Annotated in this window: 12 protein-coding genes; 10 read left to right on the top strand and 2 right to left on the bottom strand. The window is 66.8% G+C overall.

Going from position 1 to position 13,228, the window contains the following annotated elements:
- Positions 1 to 117 precede the first annotated feature (117 nt).
- The 5 genes from AC4PTO_RS15485 (at position 118) to AC4PTO_RS15465 (ending at position 4,270) form a co-directional block, all read left to right on the top strand.
- Complete coding sequence (locus AC4PTO_RS15485) at positions 118 to 1,554, top strand: aldehyde dehydrogenase family protein (RefSeq protein ID WP_492729974.1); 1,437 nt, start codon at positions 118 to 120, stop codon at positions 1,552 to 1,554.
- A gap of 64 nt (positions 1,555 to 1,618) precedes the next feature.
- Positions 1,619 to 2,407: an exodeoxyribonuclease III gene (locus AC4PTO_RS15480; RefSeq protein WP_492729973.1), complete on the top strand. Its 789-nt coding sequence runs from the start codon at positions 1,619 to 1,621 to the stop codon at positions 2,405 to 2,407.
- A 61-nt stretch (positions 2,408 to 2,468) separates the two neighbouring features.
- A complete protein-coding gene (gene trxA / locus AC4PTO_RS15475; RefSeq protein WP_492729971.1) occupies positions 2,469 to 3,368 on the top strand; it encodes a thioredoxin in 900 nt (299 codons plus the stop codon).
- A gap of 81 nt (positions 3,369 to 3,449) precedes the next feature.
- Positions 3,450 to 4,085, top strand: a complete 636-nt coding sequence (locus tag AC4PTO_RS15470) for an LON peptidase substrate-binding domain-containing protein (protein ID WP_492729970.1) — start codon at positions 3,450 to 3,452, stop codon at positions 4,083 to 4,085.
- Positions 4,082 to 4,270, top strand: coding sequence for a Trm112 family protein (locus AC4PTO_RS15465; protein ID WP_492729968.1), 189 nt, complete (start codon positions 4,082 to 4,084; stop codon positions 4,268 to 4,270). Before AC4PTO_RS15470 ends, AC4PTO_RS15465 begins: the two co-directional genes overlap by 4 nt.
- Here the strand turns inward: AC4PTO_RS15465 and AC4PTO_RS15460 are convergent.
- Complete coding sequence (locus tag AC4PTO_RS15460; protein WP_492729966.1) at positions 4,267 to 5,493, bottom strand: UbiH/UbiF/VisC/COQ6 family ubiquinone biosynthesis hydroxylase; 1,227 nt, start codon at positions 5,491 to 5,493, stop codon at positions 4,267 to 4,269. The genes AC4PTO_RS15465 and AC4PTO_RS15460 overlap by 4 nt on opposite strands.
- A 77-nt stretch (positions 5,494 to 5,570) precedes the next feature.
- On the opposite strand from AC4PTO_RS15460, the gene AC4PTO_RS15455 reads away from it, so the two are divergent.
- From AC4PTO_RS15455 to AC4PTO_RS15440, 4 genes are all read left to right on the top strand, one after another.
- Positions 5,571 to 6,896, top strand: coding sequence for an amidase (locus AC4PTO_RS15455; RefSeq protein WP_492729964.1), 1,326 nt, complete (start codon positions 5,571 to 5,573; stop codon positions 6,894 to 6,896).
- Positions 6,897 to 7,016: 120 nt separating this feature from the next.
- Positions 7,017 to 8,195 carry an aminotransferase class I/II-fold pyridoxal phosphate-dependent enzyme gene (locus tag AC4PTO_RS15450; protein WP_492729963.1) on the top strand — a complete coding sequence of 393 codons (1,179 nt, stop codon included), beginning with the start codon at positions 7,017 to 7,019 and terminating at the stop codon, positions 8,193 to 8,195.
- Positions 8,196 to 8,207: 12 nt separating this feature from the next.
- Positions 8,208 to 11,309 (top strand): DNA translocase FtsK, encoded by a 3,102-nt coding sequence (locus AC4PTO_RS15445; protein WP_492729961.1) that lies wholly within the window; start codon positions 8,208 to 8,210, stop codon positions 11,307 to 11,309.
- Between the two features lie 104 nt (positions 11,310 to 11,413).
- Positions 11,414 to 12,016 (top strand): LolA family protein, encoded by a 603-nt coding sequence (locus AC4PTO_RS15440; RefSeq protein ID WP_492729959.1) that lies wholly within the window; start codon positions 11,414 to 11,416, stop codon positions 12,014 to 12,016.
- 16 nt (positions 12,017 to 12,032) lie between these two features.
- Here the strand turns inward: AC4PTO_RS15440 and AC4PTO_RS15435 are convergent, their stop codons facing one another.
- Positions 12,033 to 12,611 (bottom strand): transglycosylase SLT domain-containing protein, encoded by a 579-nt coding sequence (locus AC4PTO_RS15435; RefSeq protein ID WP_492729957.1) that lies wholly within the window; start codon positions 12,609 to 12,611, stop codon positions 12,033 to 12,035.
- A gap of 186 nt (positions 12,612 to 12,797) precedes the next feature.
- On the opposite strand from AC4PTO_RS15435, the gene hspQ reads away from it, so the two are divergent.
- Entirely contained in the window at positions 12,798 to 13,124 is a 327-nt protein-coding gene (gene hspQ, locus AC4PTO_RS15430; protein ID WP_492729956.1) for a heat shock protein HspQ, read from the top strand.
- Positions 13,125 to 13,228 lie beyond the last annotated feature (104 nt).

Genomic DNA, 13,228 nt, shown 5'->3' with positions numbered 1-13,228 from the left:
GGGCGAACCATATTCCGCATTTTCTTCGGTGATGGCGATTTGCGTGCAGCGGATCCGGCACCCGGCTTGTTCTTGTCGCTTGCCGGTGCCACCTTGGCCCCGGACAGGAGGCTTTCCATGATCGAAAAACGTGACTTCTACATCAACGGGCAATGGGTGGCGCCGGTGCAGCCGCGCGATCACGCAGTGATCGATCCATCCACCGAAGAGCCCTGTGCCGTGATCTCCCTGGGCGACCGGGCCGATACCGACGCGGCGGTCGCGGTGGCCAAGGCGGCGCTGCCGGGATGGCGCGCCACCCCGCCCGAGGCGCGCCTTGCGGTGGTGCAACGGATCCTTGAGGTCTATGAGGCCCGCGCCGAAGACATGGCCCATGCAATCAGCATGGAAATGGGCGCCCCGATCGACATGGCACTCAGCAGCCAGGTAGCCTCGGGCACCGGGCACATCACCAATTTCATCCATGCCGCGAAAGAGTTCCAGTGGATCCGCCCCCTGGGTGATGGCACGCCCGGCGCGATGATCGCGATGGAGCCGGTGGGCGTGGTCGGGCTGATCACGCCGTGGAACTGGCCGATGAACCAGGTGACGCTGAAGGTGATTCCGGCCTTGCTGGCGGGGTGCACCATGGTTCTGAAACCCTCTGAAGAGGCGCCGCTTTCCTCGCTTCTTTTTGCGGAGATCCTGCATGAGGCGGGCGTGCCAGCGGGGGTGTTCAACCTTGTGAACGGCGATGGCGCGGGCGTGGGCACGCAGATGTCGACCCATCCCGATATCGAGATGATTTCGTTTACCGGGTCGACCCGCGCGGGGCGCGCGATCTCGAAAGCGGCGGCCGAGACGCTCAAGCGGGTCTGCCTTGAACTGGGCGGCAAGGGCGCGAACCTGATCTTCGCGGATGCCGACGACAAGGCGGTGCAGCGCGGCGTGCGCCACTGTTTCAACAATTCGGGCCAGTCCTGCAACGCCCCCACCCGGATGCTGGTGGAGCGGGCCGCCTATGACCGCGCGCTGGAGATCGCCCGCGAAACCGCCGAGGCGACGACGGTGGCCCCGGCGCATCTGCCCGGCCGCCATATCGGGCCGGTGGTCAACAAGGCCCAGTTCGACAAGATCCAGTCCCTGATCGAGACCGGCCTGGCCGAGGGCGCACGGCTTCTGGCCGGCGGGCCGGGCCGCCCCGAGGACCTCAATCGCGGGTTCTTCGTGCGCCCCACCGTCTTTGCCGACTGCACCCCCGACATGACGATCATGAACGAGGAAATCTTCGGCCCCGTGCTGTCGATCATGCCCTTCGACACCGAGGAGGAGGCGCTTGGCATCGCCAATGCCACGCCCTACGGGCTGACCAACTATGTCCAGAGCGGCGATGGCGCGCGGCGCAACCGGCTTGCGCGGGCGCTGCGCTCGGGCATGGTCGAGATGAACGGGCAAAGCCGCGGTGCGGGCGCGCCCTTCGGCGGTGTCGGGGCCTCGGGCCGCGCGCGCGAGGGCGGGCACTGGGGTATCGAGGAGTTCTGCGAGGTGAAGTCGATCTCGGGCTGGGCGGAATAGCAGCCTTCGGGTTGCCCTTGGCCGCGCGGTCAGACAGTATCGCGCGGCTTTCAAGGAGATCGCGATGAGTTTTACCCTTGCCACCTGGAACATCAACTCGGTCCGCCTGCGCGAAGGGCTTGTCGCGCGGCTGATGTCCGAGGAAGCGCCCGATGTGCTGTGCCTGCAGGAATGCAAGAGCCCGGTCGAGAAGATCCCGCGCGCGGCCTTCGAGGCCCTGGGCTACCGCTACATGGTGGCGCGCGGGCAGAAGGGCTATAACGGCGTGGCGATCCTGTCGAAGCTGCCCATCGAAGAGGTGGCGGCGGGCGATTATGCGGGGCTTGGCCATGCCCGCCACGTTGCCGCGCGGCTGGAAAACGGCGTCACGATCCACAATTTCTACGTTCCCGCGGGCGGTGACATTCCCGACCGCGAGGTGAACGAGAAATTCGGCCAGAAGCTCGATTTCCTGACCCATATGCGCGACGATTTTCATGCCGACCGTCCGCAGAGGTCGATCCTTGTGGGCGATCTGAACATCGCGCCCCGCGAGGACGATGTCTGGAGCCACAAGCAGCTTCTCAGGATCGTCAGCCACACCCCGATCGAGGTGGAGCATCTGGCCCAGACCCAGGATGCGGGCGGCTGGGTCGATGTCACGCGCAAGGACATCCCCGAGGGGCTGCTTTATTCGTGGTGGAGCTATCGCGCGAAGGATTGGGACGCGGCTGACAAGGGGCGTCGGCTGGATCATGTCTGGGCCACGGCCGACATTGCGGGCGCCGCGCATGGCAGCCGCATCCTGCGCGCGGTGCGTGGCTGGGACCAGCCCTCGGATCACGCGCCCGTCTTCGCGACATTTGACCTTTGACCCTTGGCGGCGCGCGCCCGCGCGCGCATATAGGACCAAACGCAGACCGAAGGACCGACCCATGTTTGCCAGCGATGCAAAACCCGCCCCGACCGAACTTGTGAAAGATGTCTCCGAGGCCGATTTCATGTCCGAGGTGGTCGAGAAATCCATGACCGTGCCGGTCATCGTGGATTTCTGGGCGCCTTGGTGCGGCCCCTGCCGCCAGCTTGGCCCCGCCCTTGAGGCCGCGGTGACCGAGGCCCGGGGCAAGGTCGTGATGGCCAAGGTCAATGTCGACGAGAACCAGGCGATCGCGGGCCAGTTGCGGGTGCAGTCCATCCCCACCGTCTATGCCTTCTGGCAGGGCCAGCCGGTCGACGGGTTCCAGGGCGCGCTGCCCGGATCGGAGCTGAAGAAATTCGTGGAGAAGCTGGCGGCGCTTGCCGGGGATGGCGGTCTGGCCGAGGCCGTGGCCGCCGCCGAGGCGATGCTGGCCGAGGGCGCGGCCGAGGATGCCGCCGAGACCTTCGCCGCCATCCTCGAGGAAGAACCCGAGAACCCCGAGGCCTATGGCGGGCTGGTGCGCGCGCATCTGGCCCTGGGCGATCTTGACAAGGCCGACAGCCTTCTGGCCGCCGTGCCGGCAAAGATCGCCTCGGCCGCGCCGGTCGAGGCCGCGCGCGCGCAGCTTGCCCTGACCCGGCAGGCCGCCGAGGCGGGTCCGCTGACCGAATTGTCCGCCGCGATCGAGGCCGATCCCGGCAACCATCAGGCGCGGCTTGATTATGCCAAGGCGCTTTATGCCGCGGGCCGGATCGAAGAGGCGGTCGAGCAGTTGCTCGACCTGTTCCGCCGTGACCGCGACTGGAATGACGGGGCGGCCAAGACGCAGCTCTTCACGATCTTCGATGCGCTCAAGCCCAACGATCCGATCGTGCAGAAGGGGCGCCGCCGCCTGTCCTCGATGATCTTCGCCTGACGCGGGATGCGGCCCCGGCACTGGCCGGGGCGCGATCCGGCATTACCTTGTCATCTGTCGTGACGCAGAAAGTGAGACGCGATGCAGCCCGGTGATCTGCCTGACACCATTCCGCTGTTCCCGCTTCCCGGGGCGCTTTTGCTGCCGCGCGGGCGCCTGCCGCTGCATATCTTCGAGCCGCGCTATCTTCAGATGATCGAGGATTGCATGAAGACCGGCCCGCGGCTGATCGGCATGATCCAGCCCCGCCCCGCCCCGAAAGGAGAGCTGCGCCTGAACGCCATCGGCTGCGCGGGGCGGCTGACTGCATTCTCCGAAACCGAGGACGGCCGGCTGATGATCACCCTGAGCGGCATTTCGCGGTTTCGCCTGCTGCGCACGGTCGAGGGCTTTACGCCCTATATCCGCGCCGAGGTCGGCTGGACCGATTTCACCCGCGATCTGGGCCGCAGCGAAACCGACGAGGGGTTGGACCGCCCCGCGTTTCTGGAGCTTCTGGCGCGCTATTTTTCGACCCAGGGGCACGATACAGACTGGGACGCGATGAAAGAGGCCGAGGACGAGTTCCTGATCAACGCGCTGTCCATGCTCTTGCCGTTCGAGCCCGAGGACAAGCAGGCCCTGCTTGAGGCGCCGACCCTTCGGACCCGCCGCGAAACGCTGGTAACCTTGCTGGAATTCGCCCTCTACGGGGGCGGAGAGGAGATGCTGCAATGAGCGATGAGCGCCCCGCCCATGACCGCCGCATGCTGGAGGGGCTGGTCTGTCCGCTGACCCAGACGACCCTGCGCTACGATGCCGAGCGTGCCGAGCTGGTGTCGAAGGCGGCCGGGCTTGCCTTTCCCATTCGCGGCGGCATCCCGATCATGCTGGAGGACGAGGCGCGTCGGCTGAGCGATTAAAGCGCGCGCCCCTGCAACAGCCGTGGCAACGGGCCGGCCAGCCCCGCCGCCTGACGGGCAAAGCCGCGCCGCAGCCCGGGCACCGCCTGCACCAGCCCCATGCCCAGATCGCGCCCCAGCCGAAGCAGGGGATTGTCGTTCGAAAACAGACGGTTGACGCTGTCCATCCCAAGCGCGAGCGCGGTGCTGTCAAAGCGCCGCCAGCCCTGATACCGCTCCAGCACGTCCAGCGCACCGATATCCTCGCCACGGCGCATCGCCTCGACCACGGTTTCGGCAAGGGCCGCGACATCGCGCAGGCCAAGGTTCAGCCCCTGCCCGGCAATCGGGTGCACGCCATGCGCCGCATCGCCCACCAGCGCCACGCGGGGCGCGGCATAGGCATTGGCAAGCGTCAGGTTCAGCGGATAGCTGAACCGCGGCCCGGCGAGTGAGATCGCGCCAAGGAAATCGCCGAAGCGGGGCCTCAGCACCGCCAGGAAATCCGCATCATCCAGCGCGGCGATCGCGGCGGCATTGGCGGCGGTCTCGCTCCAGACGATCGAAGAGCGGTTGCCCGGCAGCGGCAGGATGGCCAGCGGGCCGGTGGGCATGAAGAACTGATGCGCGATGCCGTGATGGGGCTTTTCATGCGCGATGGCCGCGACCAGCGCGACCTGCCCGTAGTCCCAGCCGCTGCGGGTGATGCCCGCGCGCGCGGCTACGCCCGAACGGCGCCCGTCCGCCCCGACAAGCAGCTTCGCCGACAGGCTTTGCCCGTCCGAAAGGGTCACGCGGATGCGGCCGGGGCCGGGTTCTTGCGCCGTCACGGCGTTGTCCGAAACAAGCCGGATGCGCGGATGGTCCTGCATCGCCTCCAGAAAGGCGCGGTAGAGAAAGCGATCCTCCAGCATGTAGCCGACGGGGCCGTGATCCATCTCGCCGCTGTCGAAATGCAGGAAGAACGGGGCGGGGCCCTCGCCCGCATGCCCGTCCGCGGCCTTCACGTCGTTCAGCGGCTGCGCCTGCCCGGCCAGTCCGGGCCACAGGCCGATCGCGGCCAGAAGCTTTTGCGATGCACTGGCAAGCGCATAGGCGCGCCCGTCGAAATCCTCTGCGGCGCGCGCGCGGGGCGGGGCTGCATCGACCACCGTCACCGAAAGCCCCGCCTGAGCAAGCGCAAGTGCCAGGGCCGGGCCGTTCAGCCCGCCGCCCGCGATGATAACGTCGGTTTCCTGTGTCATGCCGCCAATATGGCGTGCGCATCGGGATTGTCCATGCGTAGCCTTGCCGCTAGCGTGGCGAAAAACGGGGGATCTGCATGGACTGGCGGTTTCGGACAGCGGCGGAACAGGGGCGGGCGATCGCGGCGGGCAAGCTTGACCCCGTGGAACAGGCCGAGGCCTATCTTGCGGCGGCCTCGACGGGCGAAGGCGGGCGGATCTATGCGCGGCTGACGCCCGCCCGCGCGCGGGCCGAAGCGATGGCGGCACGCTCGCGTGCAAGGGCGGGCCAGTCGCGCGGGGCGCTCGATGGCGTGGCGCTGTCGTGGAAGGATCTGTTCGACAGCGCGGGCGTTGCGACCGAAGCGGGATCGCGCCTGCTTGCGGGCCGCGTGCCCGACCGCGATGCCGCGGTTCTGCGCGAAGCCACGCTTCACGGCGCGGTCTGCCTGGGCAAGACCCACATGACTGAGCTGGCCTTTTCCGGCCTTGGCGTTAACCCGATGACGGCCACGCCGCCCAACGTGCATGATCCGCGCCTTGCGCCGGGGGGGTCTTCCTCGGGGGCGGCGGCCTCGGTGGCGATGGGGCTTGCGGCGGCGGCGGTCGGTTCGGATACCGGCGGGTCGGTTCGGATCCCGGCGGCGTGGAACGACCTTGTGGGCTTCAAGCCGGGGCAGGGGCGCGTGTCGACCGAAGGGGTCGTGCCGCTTTGCAGGCGCTTCGATTCGGTCGGACCGCTCGCGCGCAGCGTCGAGGATTGCGCGCTGGTCCTGGGGGCGATCACCGGGCGCGCCGCGCCGCTGGATCTGCGCGGGGCCGATCTGCGTGGCGCGCGGCTTCTGGTGCTGGAAGGGCTGGCCTTCGAGGGCGCGCGCGAGGCGCCGGTGCGCGGCTTCGAGGAGGCGGTGGACCGGCTTGCACGCGCAGGTGCTGCGGTCGAGCGGCGCGCGCTGCCCATGGTCAGCCCGGCGATGGACCTGTCCCCGATCCTGTTCGCCCCCGAGGCCTACGGGCTGTGGAAGGACGTGATCGAGGCCGCGCCCGCCCGGATGTATCCGCTGATCCTTGAGCGGTTTCGCGGCGGTGCCGGGGTTTCGGCGGCCGATTACGTTGCCGGTTGGGACCGGCTGGAACGGTTCCGCGCCGATTACCTTTCCGCAAGCGCCGAATATGACGCGGTTCTGGTGCCGACCGCGCCGATCCAGCCGCCCGATGCCGCGCGCCTGCTGAGCGATCCCGAATATTTCGCAACCGAGAACCTTCTGGCGCTGCGCAACACCCGGATCGGCAATATCCTTGGCCTTTGCGCGCTGACGCTGCCCACCGGCCTGCCGGCCACGGGGATTTCGTTCATGGCGCCCGCGGGGGATGAGGACAGGCTGCTGCGCCTTGGCATGGCGGCCGAGGCGGCGCTTGGCTGAAATGCCACAATCGGGCAGGCCAAGGGGCCGGGATTCATCGGTTTTTCTGGACGAGCCGGGCAGCCTTGGCTAACCTGACAGCCAAACGGGGCGACATGACCCCGATGAATGAGGCAAGTAATGGCATTTCCCGAGCGGTTCTCGAACCTGCCCGAATATGCGTTTCCGCGGCTGCGGAAGCTGCTGGACATACATGCGCCGGGCGGCGATCCCGTTGCCATGACCATCGGCGAGCCGCGCCACCCGATGCCGCCCTTCCTGGCCGAGGTGCTGGCCGCGCATATCGGCGAATTCGCGGTCTATCCGCCCAATGACGGCTCGCCCGAGCTTCTTGAGGCAATCTCGGGCTGGATCGCGCGGCGCTATCGCGCATCCGTCGCGCCTGATCGGATTATGGCGCTGAACGGCACGCGCGAGGGGTTGTTCAACGCCGCCATCGCACTTGTGCCGGAACTCAAGAACGGCAAGCGCCCCGCGGTGCTGATCCCGAACCCGTTCTATCAGGTCTATGCCGTTGCCGCGGCGGCCGTCGGGGCCGAGCCGGTCTTCGTGCCCGCCACCGAGGAAACGGGCTTCCTGCCCGATTTCGCCGCCCTGCCCGCAGAGGTGCTTGATCGTACGGCGGTGGCCTATCTGTGCTCGCCCGCCAATCCGCAAGGGGCGGTGGCCTCGCGCGAATACCTGTCGGGGCTGCTGCGTCTGGCCGAGAAACACGATTTCCGCATCTTCGCGGATGAATGCTATTCCGAGATCTGGCGCGATGCGCCGCCGCCCGGCACGCTTGAGGTTGCCAATGACGAGGGCCACGACCCCGAGCGCGTGGTGATCTTCCATTCGCTTTCCAAGCGCTCGAACCTGCCGGGGCTGCGCTCTGGCTTTTGTGCGGGCGGGGTGGAAAGCATCCGCCGCATCCGGCAGTTGCGGGCCTATGCCGGTGCGCCGCTGCCGCTGCCGCTTCAGCGCGTTTCCGAACGCGCCTGGTCCGACGAGACCCATGTCGAGGCCAATCGCGCGCTTTATGCCGAGAAATACGCGATCGCGGGCCAGGTCTTTGCGGGCGTCAACAGCTTCCGCCTGCCCGAGGGCGGGTTCTTCCTGTGGCTGCCCGTGCCGGATGGCGAGGAAGCGGCGCTGAAGCTGTGGCGCGAAACGGGGGTGCGGGTTCTGCCCGGCGCCTATCTTTCGCGCGATGTCGGCGGGGAAAACCCCGGCAAGGGATATATCCGGGTGGCCCTGGTCGCCCCAAAAGAAGAAACGCAGCGCGGGCTTATCAGCCTTCGTGACTGCCTTTATGCGTGAGGACGGTTGAACATGGCATCCTATCAGGCAAGACAGCGCGATCCGCTTCTGGACCAGAACACGCAGGCGGTCCTTGAGCGGCGCGGCAAGGAACTTCTGGGCGGTATCCTGGTGGTTCTGGGCGTTCTGGCGCTGATGATGCTGGGCAGCTATTCGCCCGAGGATCCCAGCTGGATGGCGGCCTCGGATGCGCCGGTGCAGAACCTTCTGGGCCGGATCGGGGCGGGGATCGCCTCGCCGCTTTACATCATCATCGGGCGCGGCGCGTGGCTTTTGCCGATCGCGCTTGTGATCTGGGGCTTGCGTTTCGTGCTGCACCGGGGCGAAGAGCGTGCGCTGTCGCGGGTGATCTTCCTGCCGATCGGCGTGGCGCTGGTGGCGGTCTATGCCGCGCTTCTGGTGCCGGGGGACGAATGGGGGCAGGCCTTCGGTCTGGGCGGGCATTTCGGCGACATGATCGCGGGCTCGCTTCTGGGGATGTCGCCGGTGACGGGCTCTTTCGGGCTGAAGCTGATGACGCTGCTTTTCGCGGTGGCGATGCTGGCGATGGGGGCGTTCGTGCTGGGCTTCGACCGGCCGGAATTGCGCGCCATCCTGCGGTTCCTGATCCTGGGCAGCGTGACGGGCTATGCCGCGCTGATGCAGCTTCTGGGGCAGGGCGCGGCGGCCTCGGTCCGCACTGCGCAGGGCTTGCAGGAGCGCGCGCGGCAGCGCCGTGCCGAAGCGACCGAACGCGCCGCCGATCTGTCGGCATGGGAGGCGCAGCAGGCCGCGTGGAATGCCGGGCCCGCACAGGCCCATCCGGTGCAGGCCGAACGCGCCGGCCTGATGTCGCGCATCCGCCGCCCGGCCGAACCCGAACCGATGATGGCGCCCGAATACCTTGAGCCCGAGCTGGTCGAGGCCACGCATCACTGGCACGCGCCGCTGAACGAGGCCCCGTCCGAGGATCGCATCCGCGCCCGCATCGCGCAGGCCGTGCAGGCCCGCAACGCGCCGCAACTGCGTCCCGAGCCGCCGCTGGCCGCAGACGGCATGCCGCATCCGGCGCCCGCCGCCGAACCTGCCCCGCCCGCCCCCGGGCCGAGCGCGCCGGCCTCGGTTCTGGCGGCCGTTGCCGCGCGGCTGGCACGCGGGCCCAAGCCGCTTCTGGCCGCGCCGCGTGCGGCAGGCCCCGCCGCCCTACGCGCCGAGCCGCCGCTGAAGGCCGCGCCGCGCTATATGCCCGGTGCGGTGACCGTGCCGCAGCCCGCCATCGCGGCCCCGCAGATGGAGGCCCCGCATGCCGCGCCGCTGGCCGAAGAGCAATTCGCGCCCGAACTGCCCGCCCCGGCAGAGGCATGGGCCGGGGACGATCATGAGATCGAGGCGGGCTGGCACGAGGATGACCTGCCCGGCCACAATGCCTTCGCGGATATGGAGGACGAGGATGATGAGGACGACTACATCCCCGAAGCCCTGCCGCGCGAGGCGCTGAACCGTCAGGTCATCCCCACCGCGCCCGAGGTGCGGCGCGTGGTGATGCCGGTGAAGAAGGCGCCCGCGCCCTCGCGTCAGGCGATGGCCGAGGCGCAGCCGAAACTGAAATTCGAGCCAGAGCCGATCGCCTATGAAATGCCGCCCTTGTCGCTTTTGACCAACCCGGTCACGATCCAGCGCCATTCGCTGTCCGACGAGGCGCTTGAGGAAAATGCGCGCATGCTTGAAAGCGTGCTCGACGATTACGGCGTCAAGGGCGAGATCGTGTCGGTCCGCCCCGGCCCCGTCGTCACGATGTACGAGCTGGAGCCCGCGCCGGGCCTCAAGGCCAGCCGCGTGATCGGCCTTGCCGACGATATCGCACGTTCGATGTCGGCGCTGTCGGCGCGCGTGTCCACGGTGCCCGGCCGCTCGGTCATCGGGATCGAACTGCCCAATGCGCATCGTGAAAAGGTCGTGCTGCGCGAAATCCTGGCCGCGCGCGATTTCGGCGACAGCAACATGCGCCTGCCGCTTGCGCTCGGGAAGGATATCGGTGGCGAGCCGGTGATCGCCAACCTTGCCAAGATGCCCCACCTGTTGATCGCGGGGACCACGGGGTCGGGGAAATCGGTGGCGATCAACACGATGATCCTGAGCCTGCTTTACAAGCTTTCGCCCGAGGAATGCCGACTGATCATGATCGACCCGAAGATGCTGGAACTGTCGGTCTATGACGGTATTCCGCACCTGCTTTCGCCCGTCGTGACCGATCCGAAAAAGGCGGTCGTCGCCCTGAAATGGGTCGTGGGCGAGATGGAGGAACGCTATCGCAAGATGTCCAAGATGGGCGTGCGCAACATCGAGGGCTATAACGGCCGCGTGCGCGAGGCGATGTCCAGGGGCGAGATGTTCAAGCGCACCGTCCAGACCGGCTTTGACGAGGAGACGGGCGAACCGGTCTTCGAGACGGATGAATTCCAGCCCAGCCCGATCCCCTATATCGTCGTCATCGTGGACGAGATGGCCGACCTGATGATGGTGGCCGGCAAGGAGATCGAGGCCTGCATCCAGCGCCTGGCACAGATGGCGCGGGCGAGCGGAATCCACCTGATCATGGCCACGCAGCGCCCCTCGGTCGATGTCATCACCGGCACGATCAAGGCGAACTTCCCCACCCGGATCTCGTTCCAGGTGACCTCGAAGATCGACAGCCGCACGATCCTGGGCGAACAGGGGGCCGAGCAGCTTCTGGGCATGGGCGACATGCTTTACATGGCCGGGGGCAGCCGCATCACCCGCATCCACGGCCCCTTCGTCAGCGACGAAGAGGTCGAAGAGATCGTGAACCACCTGAAATCCTTCGGCCCGCCGGAATACATGTCGGGCGTGGTCGAGGGGCCGGACGAAGAGGCGGCCTCGGATATCGACCTGGTGCTGGGCCTTGGCGGCAATACCGATGGCGAGGATGCGCTTTACGACCAGGCCGTGGCGATCGTCGCGCGGGACCGCAAATGCTCGACCTCCTATATCCAGCGCAAGCTGGGCATCGGCTACAACAAGGCCGCGCGCCTGGTCGAGCAGATGGAGGATAACGGGGTTGTCACGGCCGCCAACCATGTCGGCAAGCGCGAGATCCTGATCCCCGAGGCCTGATCCCTGCCTCTTGTGCGGGGCCGCCGTTCACGGTCCTGCCACATTGCCGCGAGCGGCCCCGTTTGGGGGATGCAAGCGTGCAGGGGGCTGGCTATATTCCGGGCATGAACATTCTTCGTCTCGCCCTTGCGCCCGTCCTCGTGCTTGCCCTTGCGGTTCCCGCCCTCGCGGAAAAGATCCCGCTGGCAGAGCTGTCGCGCTATCTCAACGCCTTGCAGACGGCCGAGGCCGAGATCACGCAGGTCAATGCGGATGGCACCATCTCGACCGGGAAGGTGTTCATCAAGCGCCCCGGCCGCGTGCGCTTTGAATATGCACCGCCCGACAAGACCCTGGTGCTGGCCGGTGGCGGGCAGGTGGCGGTCTTTGACGGCAAGTCGAACCAGCCGCCCGAGCAGTATCCGCTGGCGCGCACCCCGCTGAACCTGATCCTTGCGCCGAATGTGGACCTGTCGCGCGCGAAAATGGTCGTGGGCCACAGTGCGGATGACAAGACCACCTCGGTCATCGCGCAGGATCCCGAGAATCCCGAATACGGCACGATCCGCCTGATCTTCACCGCCGCCCCGACAGAGCTGCGCCAATGGGTCATCACCGATGGCAGCGGTGCGCAGACCACCGTCATTCTGGGTGACCTGAAGACCGGCGGCGATCTGAAGGCAAGCCTTTTCAGCATCAAGACCGAGGCCGACAAGCGCGCGCGCTGACCGGCCCCGGCGCGGCTCAGTTCCTGCCGCAGGCGGTCAGCTGATCGCGGTAAAGCTGCGAGCGCGCCTCGACCCGGTCCGCGACGGCCAGAAGCCATCCCTTGCCGTTGTGGCTGCCGCGGGCATAACCGGTGCGCCCTTCGTGATAGGCCAGATACTGGTTGCGCGCATCGGTTTTCGCGATGCCAAGCCGCGTGCTCGTGCCGTCCATATACCAGCCCATGAAATCGGTGGCGTCGTCGATCCGGTCGCGCTTTGCGCCGTATTTGCGGCTTTCCTTGCGGTATTCGTCCCAGGTGTTGTCCAGCGCCTGGCTATAGCCATAGGCCGAGCTTTGCCGGCCCATCGGAATGACGCCGAGCGCAAAGCGGAACGGCGTGCGGGCATTGCCCACGAAGCGCGATTCCTGGTGAATCGTTGCCATCTGCACATGGACCGGCACGCCCCAGCGCCGCTCGGTTCGCTTCATGGCTGAAAAGTACTGCGGACGTTCGCGCGCAAGTTCGCACGCATTGTCCAGATTGCGCGGCGCCGAATGGTTGCTGCCGCAGGATGCCGCCAGCAACAGCACCGCCAGTTTCGCATATTTCTTCATACTGCTCTGCCTGCTTTCGATCTTGTTTTGTGTGATTCTACGCGAAAAAGGGGGGGCGGGGAAATCACAAACCGACGGGTGGCGGGAACTGTCGGCCAAAGTTCCACAGTGTGTTTCCGCCCGAATCGCGGCTGATCGGTGGACAACACCCCCGGTGAAGGATTAGTAAATCCTCAGGGGTTCATCATGTTTTCCACGCGGGCAAAATATCATCTCGGCCAAGTGGTGCGTCACCGCAAACACCCTTTCCGGGGTGTGGTTTTCGATGTCGACGCGATGTTTTCCAATACGGATGAATGGTATGAGGCCATCCCCGAGGACAGCCGCCCCTCGAAGGACCAGCCCTTCTATCACCTGCTGGCCGAGAACGATCACAGCTATTACGTCGCCTATGTCTCGGAACAGAACCTTATTGCCGACTATTCCGGAGAGCCGGTGGACCATCCCGATCTTGACGATCTGTTCGGCGATTTCGAGGATGGGCGCTATCCCCTGCAATTCCAGTTGAACTGAGCCGGGCAGGTTCGCGGAATCTCTGCCCGCAAAACGCCGCACCCTTGCCGTCAACCGGCCCTTGGGGAATGCTAGGCGCAAGATCGTGGCCCGGCCGCCGTGTT

The organism is Rhodobacter maritimus (genome assembly GCF_058747975.1).
Note: the sequence above shows the minus strand (reverse complement) of the source record. Positions and strands in the feature narration are given on the sequence as shown.

What these genes read in the sequence shown, in the direction of transcription:
- AC4PTO_RS15485 (WP_492729974.1), top strand. Translation starts at nt 118, where the DNA reads ATGATCGAAAAACGTGACTTCTACATCAACGGGCAATGGGTGGCGCCG.
- AC4PTO_RS15480 (WP_492729973.1), top strand. Translation starts at nt 1,619, where the DNA reads ATGAGTTTTACCCTTGCCACCTGGAACATCAACTCGGTCCGCCTGCGC.
- trxA (WP_492729971.1), top strand. Translation starts at nt 2,469, where the DNA reads ATGTTTGCCAGCGATGCAAAACCCGCCCCGACCGAACTTGTGAAAGAT.
- AC4PTO_RS15470 (WP_492729970.1), top strand. Translation starts at nt 3,450, where the DNA reads ATGCAGCCCGGTGATCTGCCTGACACCATTCCGCTGTTCCCGCTTCCC.
- AC4PTO_RS15465 (WP_492729968.1), top strand. Translation starts at nt 4,082, where the DNA reads ATGAGCGATGAGCGCCCCGCCCATGACCGCCGCATGCTGGAGGGGCTG.
- AC4PTO_RS15460 (WP_492729966.1), bottom strand. Translation starts at nt 5,493, where the DNA reads ATGACACAGGAAACCGACGTTATCATCGCGGGCGGCGGGCTGAACGGC.
- AC4PTO_RS15455 (WP_492729964.1), top strand. Translation starts at nt 5,571, where the DNA reads ATGGACTGGCGGTTTCGGACAGCGGCGGAACAGGGGCGGGCGATCGCG.
- AC4PTO_RS15450 (WP_492729963.1), top strand. Translation starts at nt 7,017, where the DNA reads ATGGCATTTCCCGAGCGGTTCTCGAACCTGCCCGAATATGCGTTTCCG.
- AC4PTO_RS15445 (WP_492729961.1), top strand. Translation starts at nt 8,208, where the DNA reads ATGGCATCCTATCAGGCAAGACAGCGCGATCCGCTTCTGGACCAGAAC.
- AC4PTO_RS15440 (WP_492729959.1), top strand. Translation starts at nt 11,414, where the DNA reads ATGAACATTCTTCGTCTCGCCCTTGCGCCCGTCCTCGTGCTTGCCCTT.
- AC4PTO_RS15435 (WP_492729957.1), bottom strand. Translation starts at nt 12,611, where the DNA reads ATGAAGAAATATGCGAAACTGGCGGTGCTGTTGCTGGCGGCATCCTGC.
- hspQ (WP_492729956.1), top strand. Translation starts at nt 12,798, where the DNA reads ATGTTTTCCACGCGGGCAAAATATCATCTCGGCCAAGTGGTGCGTCAC.